Source organism: Salegentibacter lacus (genome assembly GCF_020164555.1).
GTDB lineage: Bacteria > Bacteroidota > Bacteroidia > Flavobacteriales > Flavobacteriaceae > Salegentibacter > Salegentibacter lacus.
In genome coordinates this window covers 1-16,707 of record NZ_JAIQZB010000034.1, presented here as the reverse complement: position 1 = coordinate 16,707, position 16,707 = coordinate 1, and the positions used below count along the sequence as shown (strand labels likewise).

Sequence of the window (16,707 nt, the reverse complement as noted above, 5' to 3'; positions counted from 1 at the left end):
TGGTGGATGGAAAGGGTATCAATCTCAAGGTCCACCTGGAGTAATCGTTCTAAAAAGAGGAATGGAAAGGTTCAACTATATTATGGAAGGGTTAGAACTGGCAAAAGATGTGTACACACGGTAGCTTATTTTCAAGGGGAGTTGGTCGCAGACCGGAGGGGTTTTTTTGAGTATTTTTCACTGATATTAACCACCCCTTTCTTCAGCTACGCTGAATTCATTCCCCTCCTTAAAAAGTAGGGGAGCTTTTAATTTTTTCGTCAAGCTGAACTTGGTTCAGCTTCTAACATATTATGAATATCAATATCTTAGATCCTGAACCAAGTTTAGGATGACGAATATTCGTGAATACGCGGCAGGAAAATATTACACCGCTTTTAAAGCTTTTCTACTACTTCCTGCAGCTATAAAAGAAGCGATAAGGCCCAGGATTCCTATGGTTAAGATCACGATCAGTATATTTTCAAAAGTAATAGCCACGGGATATGGCAGGCTTGGGGTGATCATTACCAGGTCAAATTGTAGTTGCAGGTAAACCAGCAAAATCGCAGACGACAATCCTATTGCACCGCCAATAATCGTCATAAGTATTCCCTGGGTAAAAAATATTTTTTTGATCTGGCTTTCTGATGCGCCAAGATTAAATAAAGTTTTTATGTTTTCCCGTTTATCCAGGATTACCATAATGATAGAACCGGCAACGTTAAATAGCGCGATAATCAAAACCAGAGTGAAAATCAGGTAGACCGCAAGGTTTTCGGTATTAAGCATTTTATAAAGCGTCTCGTTAAGTTGTGCCCGGTTTTTTATAATAATTTCATCACCAAAAAGTTCTGTTATTTCAGCGGTGACAACTTCGTCATCGGCATTTGGAGTTGTTTTAATTTCTACAGCAGAAAATGTATTTTCATCTAATTCCAAAAGATTCCGGGCGAAATTCAGATTAGAGAAAACATATTTATCGTCCAGTTCTTCGTTTACGCTGTAGATTCCGCTCACGATTACCTTTTCCTGATTAAAAGCCTGTCCGGGATTTAGGCCGGTAATTTGCCCTTTTCCTGGACGCGGTACCATCACGTTCAGTAAATTTTGATAGTTAAAAATACTAAGACCAAGTTTTCGGGAAATTGTGTTTCCCACCACTACCTGGGCTTCACTATTGGTTAACCAGGAGCCGGAAACCGCACTATCTATTTGAGTAACCTGCCGGTAATTATTATCTACCCCTTTTATAAACGCAGTATGGTTTTTATTGCGGTAATCGAGAAAAATGCGCTCTTCAATGATTTTACTAAACCCGGCAATTCCTTTAATTTCAGCTAGTTTTCCGGCTTTGTCTTCAGGAAACTGAAAAGTTTTTCCACTTGACGGCAATATTTTTAAATCGGGATCAAATTTATTGGAAAAAGAAAGGCTAAAATCCTTAAGCCCTGCGAAACCTGAGAGTACTATAAATAAAGAAAAAGCACCTGCAAAAACGCCAATGGCCGCAATAATGGTAATAATATTAATGGCATTATTGCTGCTTTTGCTAAAAAGATAGCGACTGGCGATGTAGAAGGGGAATTTCAAATTAAGATTTTTTCCGGCGCTCCAGCAAGTCGGGATCGGTTATTGGATTTTCTTCTCCTTTAATAGATTTTTCTATACCTTCTATATAATCAAGAGAGTCGTCCAGGTAATAATTGATTTCCGGCATTTTTCGCAACTGGTTTTTAGTGCGCTGTGCCATTTCGTGCTTTATTTTAGATTTCCCAAGGTTTATTTCCTCTATAACTTCCTGCGCGTGTTTTTGCGGAAAAATACTGATATAAGCCTTCGCGATAGAAAGGTCTGTAGTTACTTTTACTTTAGAGACAGAAATAATCACTCCTGTTCTCCCGGCATCTTTAAGGTTTTTTTGCAGGATATCGGCTAGATCGCGTTGCAAAACTCCTCCTATTTTCTTTTGTCTGTTTGTCTCTTCCATAAGGCAAAAATACTATAATAAATTGGTATACTCCTAAATGTAAAAAACTATGCGTACAGGTCTTATTTTAGATTGTTTATTTTTTCCATTGATGAAAAAATGAACCAAAAAAATCTAGGCTTACGAATCTTTATCTAAATTTTATGCTCGTTCCCTAAATTTTAGGAACTCGCCAATAAAGATGCTGCTTGCGTGAAAATTTAGGTTGGCTCAAACAGCCTAAAATTTTACGGAAACTTCGCTTCAAATTTTATGATAAATTTTCGATGGGCCAAACTGAACTTATTCAAAAAGCAACCTGAATATTACCGAAGCTATTGGAGTAAAGGTGTTAGGTTTTCTTTTTAAATTGATAGAAGTTAACCGATTTTGAATATATGAAATTAGAAGTTTAACTTGCTGTATCTACTTAAAAAATGAAAAATGAAGAAAATTGAACATATTGGAATTGCGGTAAAAGATCTTGAAGCGGCCAATGCTACTTATAACGCGGTTTTAGGTAGTGAACATTATAAAACTGAAACGGTGGAAAGTGAAGGCGTGAACACTTCTTTTTTTAAAATTGGCGATAGTAAAATTGAATTACTGGCGGCTACAAATCCAGAAAGTCCTATCGCAAAGTTTATTGAAAAGCGCGGTGAAGGAATCCATCACCTGGCTTTTGCGGTAGACGATATTAAAGCTGAAATCTCCCGACTTGAAAATGAAGGTTTTAGATTGATCAATATCGAGCCTAAAACCGGTGCCGATAATAAGCTGGTGGCTTTTATGCACCCAAAAAGTGCTAACGGAGTGTTGGTGGAATTGTGCCAGGAAGCCCCGAGTGCCAATAATACGGAATCATAGGAAGTAGCGACTAAGGAAAATTACGTTTAGTCTTGCAGAGATTGAAAATATATACTAATATTGCACTCCTAAAATTCGGGTATTGTTGAAATACTTGAATTGGTCCTATAGCTCAGCTGGTTAGAGCACTTGACTCATAATCAAGGGGTCCCTGGTTCGAGCCCAGGTGGGACCACCAGTAAAATCAAGCCTTACAGAGATGTAGGGCTTTTTTGTTTCTTCTTGGGTACAACATATGTACAACATTTTGAAATTATTTTTCGAACTACAGATTTCTAATATTCCAGCAAATTGATTTAATTTTTTCTACACTTTACGGAAACCCACATTGAGACCTCTCATTAAGACCTTAGCTTTGTTTAAAATTTTTAAAACCTCATTTATGAAATTAAAATTACTTTACATTCTTACCCTGGTGTTTGTTTTGACTTCTTGCAGTAGCACATACTATCAGGTTTATAAGACTGAAGCAGGAGAGAATATTAAGAATACTAGTAATGGTTTAATTTATGAAGATGACAATTGCCGTATTAGCTATGATTTATGGAATGATGGCGGATCAGCTGATTTTATGATTGAAAATAAAACTGAAGAGGATTTACATCTCCACCTTGAAGAAAGTTATTTTATTTTAAATGGCATTGCCTATGATTATTTCCAGGATCGCGTTTTTATGAGCTCGAAGGGAACTGCTGCCTCGCGGGTAAATCGATCAAGCAATAAAACTTCTCTAAGCGGGATGAATATTTTTAATATTTGGCAAACTAATAGCAAAACTTTAGAGGATGAGTCCGCAGTGGCAATTTCGTCAGGTGCTGGTGTAAGTTACCGTGAAAAGGAAGTAGTTACTATTCCCGCAGGAACTGCCAAGATTTTTAATGAGTTTCAAATAAACAACCAACTTTTTAGAGATTGTGATCTTTATAAATATCCAAATAAAAGACAGATAAATACTAAGAACTATTCAGAAGCCAATAGTCCTTTTGTTATTGGTAATCTATTAGCTTATTCTGTAGGAGAAGAAGAGACCCTACGGCAAATTGAAAATCAATTTTATGTTTCAGCCATTACCAACTACCCCGAAAAGGAATTTGTTGACACTGAAAGAGAAGAATTCTGTGGGGATAAGGGAAGCAGTGAAGTGAAGTACTTCAAGAAATCTTCGCCCGATGCATTTTATATTCAATATACTAAGAAGGATGGAGATCCTTTTCAGCATTAGTTTTCGCATTAAATTGATATTTTCTACTTACACAGTTCCTGGGATAGGCCCTTTTTCAAATTTATTTTAGCTAAAAAGGGCTAAATATTTCTTGAAAGCATAAATCTTTCCCCTTTTACTTCCAGTAACTTCGGTTAAAATTTCTAGCTCTTCTAAATCACTTATTAAATTGTAAGCTGTTCTATTGGATACACCTGCAACCTCTTCAACTTTTTTAGGATCAATCACAGGTCTTGTTAATAGATACTGTAAGATTTTTTGAGCATTATTTGCTCTAGATCCAAGGGTTTGAATATTTAATTCGGATTGTTGTTTTAATTTTAGTATTTCGTCAAAAGTATCAACACCCTTTTTCGCTGTTTCAATAATTCCTACTAAAAAAAATTTAAGCCATTGTTTTAGATCATTATTAGACCTTACGCGCATTAAATTATCGTAGTATAAATTTTTATTTCTTTCAAAAAAGTCTGATAAATATAAAATAGGCTTTTTAAGGATTTCCTTATCAACTAAATAAAGGGTTATTAATAATCTCCCTACTCGACCATTTCCATCTAAAAAAGGGTGAATTGTTTCAAACTGATAATGAATAATTCCTATTTTTAAAAGGTCTGGAAAAAATAGGTCTTGATTGTGCGTAAACTTTTCTAAATCACTCATTAGTCCCCCCACTGTTGTGTGAACTGGAGGAATAAAAGTAGCATCATTAATTGAAGCTCCTCCGATCCAATTTTGACTTTTTCTAAATTCACCAGGTTGTTTATGTTCACCCCTTACTCCTTGTAATAAAACTTTGTGAGTCTCTTTAATAAGCCTACTAGAAAAGGGAATTTCATTCAACATATCAATAGCTCTACTCATAGCGGAAATATAGTTTTGTACTTCTTCCCAGTCATCTCTCTTCTCATTACTTACGTCTTCTTTGTCTAGTAAAGCTTCTTCCATATTAGTTTGTGTACCTTCTATTTTACTACTTTGTGTAGCTTCTTTCAGTACGTGCATGCTAATAAAAAGATCTATGTCGGGAATATGTTCGCTATACATATCAAGTCTGCCTAATTGCCTATCCGCCTTAGATAACAAACTTAGAATTTCCATATCTTCAAGTAACCATTCTTTATTTATAGGATTAGGTTGAAAGCTTTTATAATGTCCTTGATTTATATACTTGCCCGATTTGAAATTTTGCATAAAAAAGATAATAATTACAATTTGAAAAACACTATTGCAAAATATGCATTTTTTTTGCAATAAGATATACGCTATTGTAAAAAAGCGTGTTTTTTTACAATAACGAAATTGTAATTGCAGATACTGCCTTTATATTTCATCAATCACACTTACCCTCATATATACTTATCTTTTCCTTTATTAAGATTTTTGTGAAAAATGTTAGAAGAGTTAGATGGATGAATCTATTATTTTTCTTTTAGCTATATTTAATAGCCTGAAGCGTTATTACTTATGGAGAAATTTATTCTTGAATCAGGAAAAGCACTGGCTAGGTTAAGGTCTGGAATAAATGAATTCATTGAGGATAAAATAGAGGGAAATGTCACCAACGTGATTCTTTTCATCCTTGGTTTTTTTATTCTTTTTGTTACTAGCTTCAGTTTATTTTTCGGAATCAGAACCATCATAGAAGGGTATGTCTATTTTTTAATTCTTCTTATAATACTGGCGGTAGTTTTGGTCTGGCTTGCCATATTCTATGAATCAGATAAACACCTGGAGAGCGACCGGCATAATTTTAAGGTGGAACCCATTGATAAATACCGGATAAGGTTTGAATACATCAATCTCAATAAAGACGCTAAAGAGCAGTTCTTTAGATTGCTTAAAGGCCGAAAGGTTCAGGAGAAGATCAATTTTACCGTTGGGAATAAAAGTGGGGACTCCGCGAACCACCGAATCCTTTTTGTATTATTCGATGAATTGTTAGTTGGGGGCATCCAGGATTTTTCCGGAGAACGGAAACGTGACTTTTTCCAATTGCTGATGAATTCCTTTTTGATGAACAATGAACCGCTTAAAGAAAACACTTTAAAAACCAGTTTTTCCGCCTGGAAAAACGACCAGGAAAAAATAAATTCCCGAAACCAGCGCAAATTCATCCGGCAGATGCTAGCTAAAGAATAATTATAGCATAATTCCCTTCTTATTTGAATTACTCTATTGATTTACAGGTATTTGCTTTCTTAAGTTTGTCCTGTACAAAATCGTAAAAGGCCTTTTACTCATTTCTAATTTTAACCATATAGTTATGAATGAGCAGGAACAAGTAGTGGGTTTATTGGAGGATATTAAAGTGCTTCTTTCCCACACCAAGAAAGTAATGAACGTGGAAGACCTGGCACAATATACGGGTCTCTCCAAAAGTAAGATCTATAAGCTTACCCATTTAAAGCTTATCCCAATGGGGAATAATCCGAACATCCGTCAGAAGTTTTTCGACAAGGAAAAAATCGATGCCTGGCTCCTGGGAGAACCGGACCTATCCGATGCCTACCTGGAGGATCAGTTCAACAAGAACCTATTGAAGAACCGCAAGTAATCACTTGCTATTTACTCAACCTTAAAAAAACATTATGATGAAAAATTCATCTTATATCCGTGTGGGTACGAGTTACTATAAAATAGTAGTAATGCCCACAATTGCCGGGAACTTCAACGAAGTTTTGATTCCCTGGAATATCGAGACCTTACGACAGGACCACGGTAAAGGCTTTGTTGGAAGTATTAAAAAATATGAAGGCTTTACCTGTATCCCGAGCCACCTGGATTTTAAACAGGTACATCACGGTTTTTATAATACTTACGCTCCCTTATCTACTTTGCCCAGTAGCGGTAAAGTAGATTATTCACTGCTGTTCGTTAAGCACATTTTCGGCAACCAATTCGAATTAGGCCTTGATTATTTGCAACTCTTGTATACAAAGCCCATTCAGATGTTACCCATACTATGCCTGGTTTCTAAAGAACGGGTGACTGGAAAAACTACTTTTCTTAAATGGCTCAAAGCTATCTTCGAAAATAACCTGACTTATCTCACCAATGATAGTTTCAGCAGTCAGTTTAATACTGATTGGACGCATAAACTCCTTATCTGTATTGACGAGGTTTTATTTAATAGGGAGGAACTCACCGAACGAATTAAATACCTCAGTACTACCGATTTTAATAAACTGGAGGCTAAAGGTAAAGATAAGCGGGAAGTTGAGTTTTTCGGAAAGTTTATCCTCTGTAGTAATAATGAAGATAACTTCATTAAGATCGATAGCGAAGAAACCCGCTTTTGGGTTTTGAAAGTTCCATCCCTACAAAAGGAAGAAACTCATTTTTTAGACCATCTGAAGGCAGAAATCCCCGCTTTTTTATATTACCTGCAGCAGCGGGAATTAGCTACAACTCATAAAACCAGAATGTGGTTTGCTCCAGAGCAGATAAGAACCAATGCACTGGAGAACCTGATGCAAAACAACCGGAACCGGGTGGAAAAAGAATTAGCAAACATGATGCTGGATGCTATGGAAACTTTTGATCTTGAGGAAGTAGCTATTTGTCCCCTGGATGTCTTGCAGATTTTAAATAGAACCCGGGTTAAAACCGATTTAACCCAACTACGGCAGATATTAAAGAAGGACTGGAAATTAAATAACCAGGATAATTCCTTGAAATATCGAAAGCTATATATGTGGCAGGAGGGTGGCCTCGGACTTATCGATGGTAAGGGACGCTATTACACGGTTAAAAAATCATTCTTAATACAGCACTTCAGGGAAGATATAAAGTGATGATTTGATGCGTAATTGATGACACTGAAAAGCTGCTAATTCAGAGGCTTTAGGAGTGATTAGCCCTGAATTTAGTGAGAACAGTAAACAAACCCTCTAGGAATATACTTTTATTATTTATTCTTTTTTTGATGAATGATGACAGATAGTAAAATAGCCCAGTGATAGCAATGGTTTTGCCCCGCATCGTTTTGTCATCACTTTGTCATCAAAAATAGAACGATGCTGAAATTTGAATGGATTTGATGGAATTTGAAACGAAAACAGCAAAAAAATGGAAAACATAGAAACATCAAAAAGCTGGGAAAAAGCCCGTAATATTTGCATCGTAAAAACGCTTGCAAAATTAGGGCACTTTCCCAGCAGGATATCGGAAAAAGAAGCTTGGTTTCTGAGTCCCCTGCGGTCAGAAACGCAAGCCTCTTTTAGCGTCTCTTTACATAAAAACCTATGGTATGACTTCGGAATAGGAAAAGGTGGTTCCATCATAGACCTTATTATGACAATGGAATCCTGCACCGTAAAAGAAGCGCTGGAATACTTAATGAACGATATGGCAACTTTTTCTTTCAGCCCTCTAAAAACTGAAGGGCGGTTGAGACGAACAGAAATTCGAATCCTGGATGTTGAAGCTATCTACCTGCAGGGATTAATTGATTATCTAAAATCCCGTAATATACCTCTGGAGGTTGGCAATAATTACTGCAAACAGATTTGGTATCACTGTAAAGGGAAACGGTTTTTTGCCATTGGAGTTCAAAATCATCTAGGAGGCTGGGAACTTCGAAATAAATATTTTAAAAATTCCAGTAGTCCTAAAACTTTTTCCCTGTTTGAAAATGATTCCAAACAGCTACTCATCACGGAAGGGATGTTTGACTTCCTTTCCCTGGCAACCCTCGATGAAAATTTAGTACAAAACTCAGACTCCATCATTTTAAATTCCCTGGCTTTTATAAAGCGGATCGAAACTTTGATTCCAAAATATAAGCGGATTTTACTCTTCCTGGATAATGATCCCACTGGAAAAAAAGCAACTGCTTCGCTTTTAAACCAGTTCGATAATATGACCGATTGTAGCGATTTCTATTCTGGCTTTATAGATCTCAATGAAAAATTGATCAATGAAGGAAGTTGGAAAAAAGGAGAAAATGTAAAAAGAAAGCTAAGTGGGTAAGTAGTAAATGCCTATCGGAAATTTCAGTTGAAAGGGAAAAGCAAGATGTGTCATTGTAATGACAATCTTGCTTTGCGCCCGATGGTTGCAAAGTTTAAAAAAGAAAAAATGAAAAGGGAATACATCCAGGTTCGATGCTCTATCTACGAGAAGAAGCTGCTCCAAAGAAGAGCTGCCAGGGCAGGAATTTCCCTTTCAGAATACATACGAGCTACCGCCTTTGATAAAAATATTGTAGAACGGATCACCCCGGAACAAGTGGAAACTTACCAGATGTTGGTACAGTACAAAAACAACTTTACCCGTATCGGGAATATGTTTAGAAAACGGGATCCAAAGCTGGCTAAGGAAGTGGAAGATCTTGCGAGGGAGATCAGAATGCACTTAAAAAACTTTAAAAAATGATCGGGAAAGGACACGCCATTTCCGGCACCAGGGTATCGATATCCTATGGCTGGAACCAGGAGAAAGAAGCTGAAGTTGTGCTCAGAGAACATTTGGCCGGAGAAACCCCCGCGGAGATCGCCGAAGAGTTTAGGATTATCCAGTCGCAAAATGAACGCTGCATTAATAACACCTTAAGTTTTATTGTAAGCCCCACCATTGAAGACGGGAAGGATTTAAGCAAAAATGAACTGGAAGATCTCGCTAAAAGGTTTTTGAAGGAGATGAATCTGCAAAACAATCAATCCATTGGTTTTGTACATCGGGATAAAGCGCATACCCACGTTCATATCTATACCAACAGGATTGGGTTTGACGGTAAAGTCTATAATGACAGCTTTATCGGAAAACGAAGCCAGATCGCAGCTGATAACGTCGCAAAAGAATTAGGGTTTAAAAGAGTTCGGGAAGTACAGCAGGAAAGACTTAATGAGTTAAAGGGTCTGCGACAGGAAATCAAAAATATACATGACCGCGTACTTCAGTCGAGACCAAAATCCCTGGATGAATATATAAACAAAATGAAAGCACAGAAGGTGGAAGTGATCCCCACTATCAATAAAGCGAATCAACTGCAGGGCTTCCGGGTGGAATACAAAGGAGTAAACCTAAAGGCCAGTGAAGTCCACCGGTCGATGAGCGGCAATAGGTTAATCCCAACGATCTCGCAAAACCAGAGTTTTAAAAGGCTAACGCAAGCTCCAAAAGAGCTTCAGGTCTTAAACAAAACGGTGCAGCTAAGCAGCAACCTGTCCACCAAAATAGCCAAAGAGCTTATAAAAGGAGCCGTAAAAATAGTAAGGGATACCGGAATAGGGATATAAATTTTAAATGTGAAGCGATGAAAAAACTTGATGAAATTATGGAACTGATGGCCGATGAGATGGCTGATTTTAAAACTGCTGTGCTGGAACTTCAAAAGCTTTCGAGGCAACTGGCTGAAATGAGCATCCCTATTAGTACAGAAGCTTTGGAGAAGCACCTAAGCATATTCCTTAAAAAGCAGGAAGCAGAAAAAGAAAGAACAGATGAGATTCTAAAGGAAATAGACCGGAAGTTAAAACACGCCACGATCATACCCAATTATCTATTGATCCTTTTTGGAATACTCGGAATTCTGGCCCTGGGCTTGGTGGGGTACTTTGGATATTCCAATAATAATACCCAGCAGGAAAACTTTGAAGTTTACCGAACGATTATGGAATCACAGAATAAGTCCTATGAGGATTATTTTGCAGCATATCCCGAAATCCACCAGGCATACTGTGAGTGGATAGAGGCTGGATACCAGGATTTGTAATGACAAATACCCCTTTGAAAAAATTAGTAAAATTGCGGCAAATGCCCTGAAACCCTCAGTAAAACCGTGGAAATTTGCGGCAAAATTTTAGTAAAAAATAAAAGCAATTTTTTAAATGAGTGGTCAAAAGCGAGCAGATTACCAGTAAATGGCCTGGGAAAGCCTGAAAACAGGTTGAAATTTACTGGTTTTGAACAAAAGAGTAGGTAGCGCCCTCTGCTGTTTTTGCTTTACGCTTAACTTCCCGTACACTATAAAAACAGCATAGGATCCAGCGCAGATTATGGTAGATGTGGGGCCCTAAATTACTGCCAGTTGTATTCAAATTATTAGCCCCGGTACTAAAGGAAGTGATCGAACAGGCAGAGGGGCAGTATAAGGACTGGCCGATGGAGGCCTAGTGAAGATATTGCGCCCCTTCAGCATCCTGCTATACGGAATGCTAAATGTATAACGCCCTTTCAGGGCTTATTTTTTATATATTTGAACGATGGGTGGAGCCCTGAAAGGGCGTAATATTAATACACCAACTACTATGGGCCAATCTCTTGTACAAAATTATGTCCATCTTATATTCAGCACTTTTAAAGTATCTTTAGGCTATGCAGCATCCAAATGAAAAGCTTATTATTGATTTTTACCGGGCCTTCCAAAACGGAGATCCAAAAGCTATGAACGCCTGTTACCATAAAAACATAGTCTTTTATGATCCTGCTTTTGGACATATAAAGGGAGACCGGGTGAGAGCCATGTGGTATATGCTTCTGGAAAAAAGCAGTGGTGATCTAAAGGTAAGGTTTAGCGATATACAGGCCAATGATCATAACGCAAGTGCCAAATGGAGCGCCAGTTATTATTTCGGACCGCAAAAACGCAAGGTGACAAATAATGGGATAGGAACCTTTTACATTCAAAACGGGAAGATCTTGCAACATACAGATCATTTTGACCTTTGGCAATGGTCCCGGCAGGCTCTTGGCTTTAAAGGTTTTTTGTTAGGATGGACCAAATCGATGAAACTTAAGGTTCAGCAGGAATCCAGTAAGATGCTCTCTCGCTACCTTCAAAAAATGCAATCTCTGGAAGAGGATGCCACCTAAATTTTCTCAGATTATTCTAACTCGACTGGACCAAAAAAAGACGCCGTACCGCCATACGCCTGGCAGTTAAAAAAGAGTTGCGAGGAAAAGTGCCATTTTCTGAATTCGATAATTTACTAAAAGAAGTAATTGAACAGGCAGAAGGGCAATATAAGGATTGGCCGATTGAGGCTTAGGACTTAAAAGGATGAATTAGAAAAATAAACTTCTTAGAATTTTGGTTTATATATTAGTTTAACGGTTCGATTAAAATTAATTCTATCGTGAGAAAGTAATAAACATTACTTTTGGCAAGAATTAAAATTAACTTAAAAGTGAATAAAAGTTTTAAAATTAACTTATAAGTGAATATATTTGCACATATAAAACCTATAGCAAGGTACAGTAAGGTAAGTTATTATTCTCTTGTGCTCAATGATAATAGTGTATCTCTATTTGAAGATTTTGTAGCAGTTCAAACGGAATCAAACAAGAGTAAGCTTAATCATATCCTTTCTTGGATTAAAATTATAGGAATTAAATATGGTGCACAACCCCATCATTTTAGATCTGAAGCAGCAATTGCAGATACTTCTGCATTACCCCCTAAAGGAGTTAGACGAGAACCGGCATACATTGAAAAAGGAAAGAAGGCCAATAATATGCTTAGGTTGTACACCTTCAGGCTTAATGAAAATGTTGTATTTTTATTTAATGGAGCCCTCAAAACCTCCCGTTATGCTCAAGATTGCCCAAATGTATCACCCCACTTCGATTTGGCAAATAAATTAACTGCCGCAATACAAGCAGCATTAGAAGAGAAAGAAATCCGTTGGATTGAAGACTTCACACAAATTGAATTTGAACAAGACTTTAAACTAGAGCTTTGATTATGAGTTTTCCTAAGAATAATATTATTGATAACTGGTTAGAAGAGAACGGCGATCCAGAAATAGAAAAGTTGACAGAGCGTAATCTTGCAATTTCTAATAAAGTTCAAGCTATTTTAGACCAAAGAGGTATTAAGCAAAAAGAATTTGCTGAAATGCTAGGTAAAAAACCCTCCGAAGTGTCTAAGTGGTTAACGGGGTTGCATAATCTTACATTAAAAAGTATTACCAAAATGGAGGTTGCTTTAGGTGTAGATCTAATAAGCATTGAACCGGTAACAGAATACAAATATGTGTATTTAGGATCTGTAAAGGGTGATGGTTTGGAAGAAGATATCAATGATTATGAAGAAACCTCAGAATACCAAGAAGCAATATAATGAGTAATAACTCTCCTATAATTCCGGAGGAAATTGAGCTTTTCCATATAGAGATTTTAAATAGTAAGATCAAAGAAGGGAAAAAACCTCAGAAACCATCATACGATATTGATGTAGCCCATAAAACTGCTCATAACTTAAAAGATGAAAGGATTAGAATAAAACTATTAATAAATTTATCTGATCAGCAAAAAAAAGAAGGCGGTAATCAGTTGGACTTTGAAACAGATTTTCATTTTAAAATACAAAATTTGAAAAATTTCTATGATATTAATGAGGATAATACTCCACGCTTTTCTGGAAATTTAATCGCTACCTTATTAGGTATTAGTTTCTCCACGGCTAGAGGAATGCTTTATGAGCGTTTGGCCAATACAAACTTTCAGGGTGTGATACTTCCAGTAATTTCACCAATAAAAATGTTAGGTACTAAGAGTAAAGGTGAATAATAATAGTTCTGAAAATAATTATAAGAACTACACTTTTCCCAAGATTAATTTTTTCTAAACCTATAGTTACAGGGATTAAAATATAATATTTGGGGAATACAATCCCTGAATATAGGTTAAAAGTGGTGTAAATTTTAAATTATACCCATTCTGAGATTTACTTTCATATCGTATTAGAACGAGAATTATATACAATTTTTACTGCAACAATAATTCACTGGCTTCATCCAGTACGGCAGTATCCAGTTCTTTTAGATAAGCTTTGGTGGTTTTAATATCCTGATGACCTAGAGATTCACTTATGATATCTGTTCCCGCACCTTTTTGTTTTAAGCAGTTGGCGAAGCTATGCCTGGCGACATAACTCGTAACCGGTTTATCAATTCCGGCAAGACTGGCTAATTCCTTTAAATCCTTATTAAACTTGCTGAGGGTTTTTCTTTTTCTGTCATTTAATTGAGTGGGGGTGAGGTTTTTCCTAAGGAGTATTGGAAAAATGTACGGGCTTTTATTTTTGCGGTAATAGTCAAGTATGTCCTTTACCGGGGGCATAATTTTTATGATGAAGTTTCCTTTGGTTTTGGCTCGCGTGTAATGAATTCTGTCGCCGGAAACATTTTCCCATCTGAGTCTCATCATATCGGCGAAATTCATTCCCCGGGTATAGAAGCTAAAAATAAAATAATTTCTACTATTGACTAAATGAGGCTTATCACTCAAATCTAAATTTTGTAGGTTATGAACTTCTTCAATATTAAGGGCTTTTTTAATTGATTTGCCTTTTAGTTTGGATATTTTATAATGTTTAAAAGGGTAAAGTTTTTCGTCTATTATTCCCCTTTTTATTGCCACGTTGAAAATAGCCCTTATAGCTCGCATTTTAACCCCAATACCTCCACCGGTTCCGCCTTTATTGCGAAGGTGTACTTCATATTTATCTAAAAAGGTAGGGGTCACTTCGTAAAAATGTAAAGACTTTTGTTTCACGAATCTTTGTACCGAATTTTTAGTGTGGTGATAAATGGCTGCATTGCTCATTCTCCCTGCTTCTTTAAATTCATCAATTTGCTCTTGCCAAAACGCGAATATATTTGAAGCTTCAGGATTTGATTGCGTTCTAAATTTCCTTTCAAAATCATTCAGGCTATAGAAATCATGGTTCATTTCCAATTCACTAATGACTTCTAAAGCACGATCTTCAATTTTCCCTAATAATCTATTTGATTTGAGTTGTAGAGTATGTTTCTTATTAAAGCGCCCTAAATTAGAATCCCACTCATTTAAATTAGCTTCAAATGGAGTACTGAAGAATTTAGATTTACGATCTTTGGTTACTCTCAGGGAAATTGGATATTTGCCATTAGATAACTTTTTTTTACGAAGTATTGTTTTAATAGACGACATATCAGGTATTTATATTAAAAACGGGTACAACATAGGTACAACAAATTGACAAATAAAGGTAATTTAAAGAAACCAAAATAAAAATAAATATTCATAAAACATTGATAATCAGTTAAATGAAAACAAATGAAAATTAAGAGTATGCTAATTTATACTTCTCATAATCAAGGGGTCCCTGGTTCGAGCCCAGGTGGGACCACCGATAAAAAAGGCTTCACGAGGTTTTACCTGTGAAGCCTTTTTTCATTTGCACATACAGTTTTTTTGACTTTATTTTAACATTAAAACAACTCATTTAAAGCCAAAAATTATTCTATGAGTTAAATTTTAGAACTTGCAAAAACTTGATTAAGAAGTTTTTGATCAATACTTTTTATTTCAAAAATTCCCTAAAGTTATCTTTATTGATAATATTTACCTCTGCATCATAAGCTTCTAGGAAAGTCTTTGGAATTTTCACCTTATTTTTCGGATTCCATTTAATTTCAAAACCTTTCAACTTTCCCTCACCTTCTTCAACATAATCAATTTCTTGCTGTTGTACCGTCCTCCAGAAATATGCTTTACCCAAGGAGTTATTATAGGCCAGAAATTTTAAACGTTCAGCAATTAAAAAATTTTCCCAGAGATTACCTTTATCCTGTCTATCATCCATTGGACTTAAATCGCCAATTATCATATTTCTAACTCCGGTATCGTAAAAGAATATTTTTTGATTGGTTTTTATTTCATTTCGTAGATTCTTACTGAAGCTTGGGAGTTTAAATATTACAAATGCCTGGCAAAGAAGATCAATGTAGGTTGCTACGGTTTTTTTGTCAATACCCAGCAACTGAGATAATTCGTTATAACTTACCTCACTACCAATTTGAAAGGCAAGAGCCCTCAATAATTTTTCCAAAACCTCTGGTTTACGGATTCCGCCATAACTAAGAATATCTTTATATAAATAACTATCAGTTAGTTGTTTTAGAATATCCTTTTCTTCCCCAAAATTATTAATCACATCGGGATACATTCCGTAGATTATTCTTAGCTCTAGTTGTTGCTCGGCTTTAAGAAAGCCCACGTTTGATTCAAATTCACCCCAGGAAATAGGATACAACTGATACTCCCATTTTCTTCCAGTAAGAGGCTCTTGAGTTTGATTATTTAATTCAAAAGCAGATGAACCACTGACCAAAAGTTGAACTGATTTTAATTGATCTGTAATCAACTTGAGAGTAAACCCGATATTATCTATACGCTGAGCTTCATCTATAAACACAATATTATAATTCCCAATTATGTTTTTGAGTTGTTCTAAGTTGGGGTTAGAAAGGAGTTTTCTGACTGTTGGATCATCTCCATTTAAGAAAAGATATTCTTTCCCTTCCAATATTTTATTGAAAAGTGTAGTTTTACCAACCTGTCTCGGGCCAATTAAAAGAATTGCCTTTCCTGTTCCAAAACGATTTTCAATTTTCTTTTCTAATGTTCTCTCAATCATATTCAGGGATTGTATTCCCCAAATATAATGTTTTTTGGGGATTGTGTTCCCTAAATATTATATAATCTACTGAAACTTATAGTATATAGCGATTTGAGAAAAATTATTCTGCAAAAGATTCGAATTAATTTCTTAATCAGTAGTGTCCGATAAAGATTTTTAAAAGCGGGATTTCCTAAAAAGGATTTCCCGCTTATTTTATATCTTGTTTTTACCACAAAACCAGATATATGAACAAAAGTAACAACTTTAGCGGACAGCCCA

Annotated in this window: 19 protein-coding genes and 1 tRNA gene; 15 read left to right on the top strand and 5 right to left on the bottom strand. The window is 36.0% G+C overall.

Annotation, left to right across the window (positions count from 1 at the left end; genetic code table 11):
• On the top strand, positions 1-240 hold a 240-nt coding region (locus tag LB465_RS17555; protein WP_224471223.1), incomplete at its 5' end, for a hypothetical protein.
• Positions 241-366: 126 nt separating this feature from the next.
• Here the strand turns inward: LB465_RS17555 and LB465_RS17550 are convergent.
• Both LB465_RS17550 and rbfA read right to left on the bottom strand, forming a co-directional pair.
• On the bottom strand, positions 367-1,572 hold the full coding sequence (locus LB465_RS17550; RefSeq protein ID WP_224471222.1) for an ABC transporter permease: 1,206 nt from the start codon (positions 1,570-1,572) through the stop codon (positions 367-369).
• Between the two features lies 1 nt (position 1,573).
• Positions 1,574-1,969: a 30S ribosome-binding factor RbfA gene (gene rbfA / locus LB465_RS17545; protein WP_037318333.1), complete on the bottom strand. Its 396-nt coding sequence runs from the start codon at positions 1,967-1,969 to the stop codon at positions 1,574-1,576.
• Between the two features lie 423 nt (positions 1,970-2,392).
• On the opposite strand from rbfA, the gene mce reads away from it, so the two are divergent.
• From mce to LB465_RS17530, 3 genes are all read left to right on the top strand, one after another.
• Entirely contained in the window at positions 2,393-2,815 is a 423-nt protein-coding gene (gene mce / locus LB465_RS17540) for a methylmalonyl-CoA epimerase (RefSeq protein WP_224471221.1), read from the top strand.
• A 101-nt stretch (positions 2,816-2,916) separates the two neighbouring features.
• Positions 2,917-2,993: transfer RNA gene (locus tag LB465_RS17535), tRNA-Ile, on the top strand.
• Between the two features lie 204 nt (positions 2,994-3,197).
• Complete coding sequence (locus LB465_RS17530) at positions 3,198-4,037, top strand: hypothetical protein (protein ID WP_224471220.1); 840 nt, start codon at positions 3,198-3,200, stop codon at positions 4,035-4,037.
• A 66-nt stretch (positions 4,038-4,103) separates the two neighbouring features.
• On the opposite strand, the gene LB465_RS17525 is transcribed toward LB465_RS17530, so the two are convergent.
• On the bottom strand, positions 4,104-5,228 hold the full coding sequence (locus LB465_RS17525; RefSeq protein WP_224471219.1) for a Fic family protein: 1,125 nt from the start codon (positions 5,226-5,228) through the stop codon (positions 4,104-4,106).
• 273 nt (positions 5,229-5,501) lie between these two features.
• Here LB465_RS17525 and LB465_RS17520 point away from each other — a divergent pair, with 273 nt between their 5' ends.
• From LB465_RS17520 to LB465_RS17470, 11 genes are all read left to right on the top strand, one after another.
• Positions 5,502-6,176 carry a hypothetical protein gene (locus LB465_RS17520; RefSeq protein WP_224471218.1) on the top strand — a complete coding sequence of 225 codons (675 nt, stop codon included), beginning with the start codon at positions 5,502-5,504 and terminating at the stop codon, positions 6,174-6,176.
• A 124-nt stretch (positions 6,177-6,300) separates the two neighbouring features.
• A complete protein-coding gene (locus tag LB465_RS17515; RefSeq protein WP_093306600.1) occupies positions 6,301-6,591 on the top strand; it encodes a helix-turn-helix transcriptional regulator in 291 nt (96 codons plus the stop codon).
• 34 nt (positions 6,592-6,625) lie between these two features.
• The gene (locus tag LB465_RS17510) at positions 6,626-7,831 is read left to right on the top strand and encodes a primase-helicase family protein (RefSeq protein ID WP_317198451.1); all 1,206 of its coding nucleotides are present in this window, start codon (positions 6,626-6,628) and stop codon (positions 7,829-7,831) included.
• A 274-nt stretch (positions 7,832-8,105) separates the two neighbouring features.
• Positions 8,106-9,008, top strand: a complete 903-nt coding sequence (locus LB465_RS17505) for a toprim domain-containing protein (RefSeq protein WP_224471217.1) — start codon at positions 8,106-8,108, stop codon at positions 9,006-9,008.
• Positions 9,009-9,116: 108 nt separating this feature from the next.
• Positions 9,117-9,413 carry a mobilization protein MbpA gene (gene mbpA, locus LB465_RS17500; protein WP_224471216.1) on the top strand — a complete coding sequence of 99 codons (297 nt, stop codon included), beginning with the start codon at positions 9,117-9,119 and terminating at the stop codon, positions 9,411-9,413.
• A complete protein-coding gene (locus tag LB465_RS17495; RefSeq protein ID WP_224471215.1) occupies positions 9,410-10,276 on the top strand; it encodes a relaxase/mobilization nuclease domain-containing protein in 867 nt (288 codons plus the stop codon). Before mbpA ends, LB465_RS17495 begins: the two co-directional genes overlap by 4 nt.
• A 17-nt stretch (positions 10,277-10,293) precedes the next feature.
• Positions 10,294-10,752, top strand: a complete 459-nt coding sequence (locus LB465_RS17490) for a DUF6730 family protein (protein ID WP_224471214.1) — start codon at positions 10,294-10,296, stop codon at positions 10,750-10,752.
• Between the two features lie 602 nt (positions 10,753-11,354).
• Entirely contained in the window at positions 11,355-11,852 is a 498-nt protein-coding gene (locus tag LB465_RS17485; protein ID WP_208223666.1) for a nuclear transport factor 2 family protein, read from the top strand.
• Between the two features lie 344 nt (positions 11,853-12,196).
• A complete protein-coding gene (locus tag LB465_RS17480; RefSeq protein ID WP_224471213.1) occupies positions 12,197-12,721 on the top strand; it encodes a hypothetical protein in 525 nt (174 codons plus the stop codon).
• Between the two features lie 2 nt (positions 12,722-12,723).
• A complete protein-coding gene (locus tag LB465_RS17475) occupies positions 12,724-13,101 on the top strand; it encodes a helix-turn-helix domain-containing protein (RefSeq protein WP_224471212.1) in 378 nt (125 codons plus the stop codon).
• Entirely contained in the window at positions 13,101-13,550 is a 450-nt protein-coding gene (locus tag LB465_RS17470; protein WP_224471211.1) for a hypothetical protein, read from the top strand. The genes LB465_RS17475 and LB465_RS17470 overlap by 1 nt, the downstream gene beginning before the upstream one ends.
• A gap of 198 nt (positions 13,551-13,748) precedes the next feature.
• Here the strand turns inward: LB465_RS17470 and LB465_RS17465 are convergent, their stop codons facing one another.
• Positions 13,749-14,954, bottom strand: coding sequence for a site-specific integrase (locus LB465_RS17465; RefSeq protein WP_224471210.1), 1,206 nt, complete (start codon positions 14,952-14,954; stop codon positions 13,749-13,751).
• Between the two features lie 373 nt (positions 14,955-15,327).
• Positions 15,328-16,443 carry an ATP-binding protein gene (locus LB465_RS17460; RefSeq protein WP_224471209.1) on the bottom strand — a complete coding sequence of 372 codons (1,116 nt, stop codon included), beginning with the start codon at positions 16,441-16,443 and terminating at the stop codon, positions 15,328-15,330.
• Between the last annotated feature and the right edge of the window lie 264 nt (positions 16,444-16,707).

Coding starts and splice junctions, on each gene's coding strand:
- rbfA (WP_037318333.1), bottom strand. CDS start 1,969: ATGGAAGAGACAAACAGACAAAAGAAAATAGGAGGAGTTTTGCAACGC.
- mce (WP_224471221.1), top strand. CDS start 2,393: ATGAAGAAAATTGAACATATTGGAATTGCGGTAAAAGATCTTGAAGCG.
- LB465_RS17530 (WP_224471220.1), top strand. CDS start 3,198: ATGAAATTAAAATTACTTTACATTCTTACCCTGGTGTTTGTTTTGACT.
- LB465_RS17525 (WP_224471219.1), bottom strand. CDS start 5,228: ATGCAAAATTTCAAATCGGGCAAGTATATAAATCAAGGACATTATAAA.
- LB465_RS17520 (WP_224471218.1), top strand. CDS start 5,502: ATGGAGAAATTTATTCTTGAATCAGGAAAAGCACTGGCTAGGTTAAGG.
- LB465_RS17515 (WP_093306600.1), top strand. CDS start 6,301: ATGAATGAGCAGGAACAAGTAGTGGGTTTATTGGAGGATATTAAAGTG.
- LB465_RS17510 (WP_317198451.1), top strand. CDS start 6,626: ATGATGAAAAATTCATCTTATATCCGTGTGGGTACGAGTTACTATAAA.
- LB465_RS17505 (WP_224471217.1), top strand. CDS start 8,106: ATGGAAAACATAGAAACATCAAAAAGCTGGGAAAAAGCCCGTAATATT.
- mbpA (WP_224471216.1), top strand. CDS start 9,117: ATGAAAAGGGAATACATCCAGGTTCGATGCTCTATCTACGAGAAGAAG.
- LB465_RS17495 (WP_224471215.1), top strand. CDS start 9,410: ATGATCGGGAAAGGACACGCCATTTCCGGCACCAGGGTATCGATATCC.
- LB465_RS17490 (WP_224471214.1), top strand. CDS start 10,294: ATGAAAAAACTTGATGAAATTATGGAACTGATGGCCGATGAGATGGCT.
- LB465_RS17485 (WP_208223666.1), top strand. CDS start 11,355: ATGCAGCATCCAAATGAAAAGCTTATTATTGATTTTTACCGGGCCTTC.
- LB465_RS17475 (WP_224471212.1), top strand. CDS start 12,724: ATGAGTTTTCCTAAGAATAATATTATTGATAACTGGTTAGAAGAGAAC.
- LB465_RS17470 (WP_224471211.1), top strand. CDS start 13,101: ATGAGTAATAACTCTCCTATAATTCCGGAGGAAATTGAGCTTTTCCAT.
- LB465_RS17465 (WP_224471210.1), bottom strand. CDS start 14,954: ATGTCGTCTATTAAAACAATACTTCGTAAAAAAAAGTTATCTAATGGC.
- LB465_RS17460 (WP_224471209.1), bottom strand. CDS start 16,443: ATGATTGAGAGAACATTAGAAAAGAAAATTGAAAATCGTTTTGGAACA.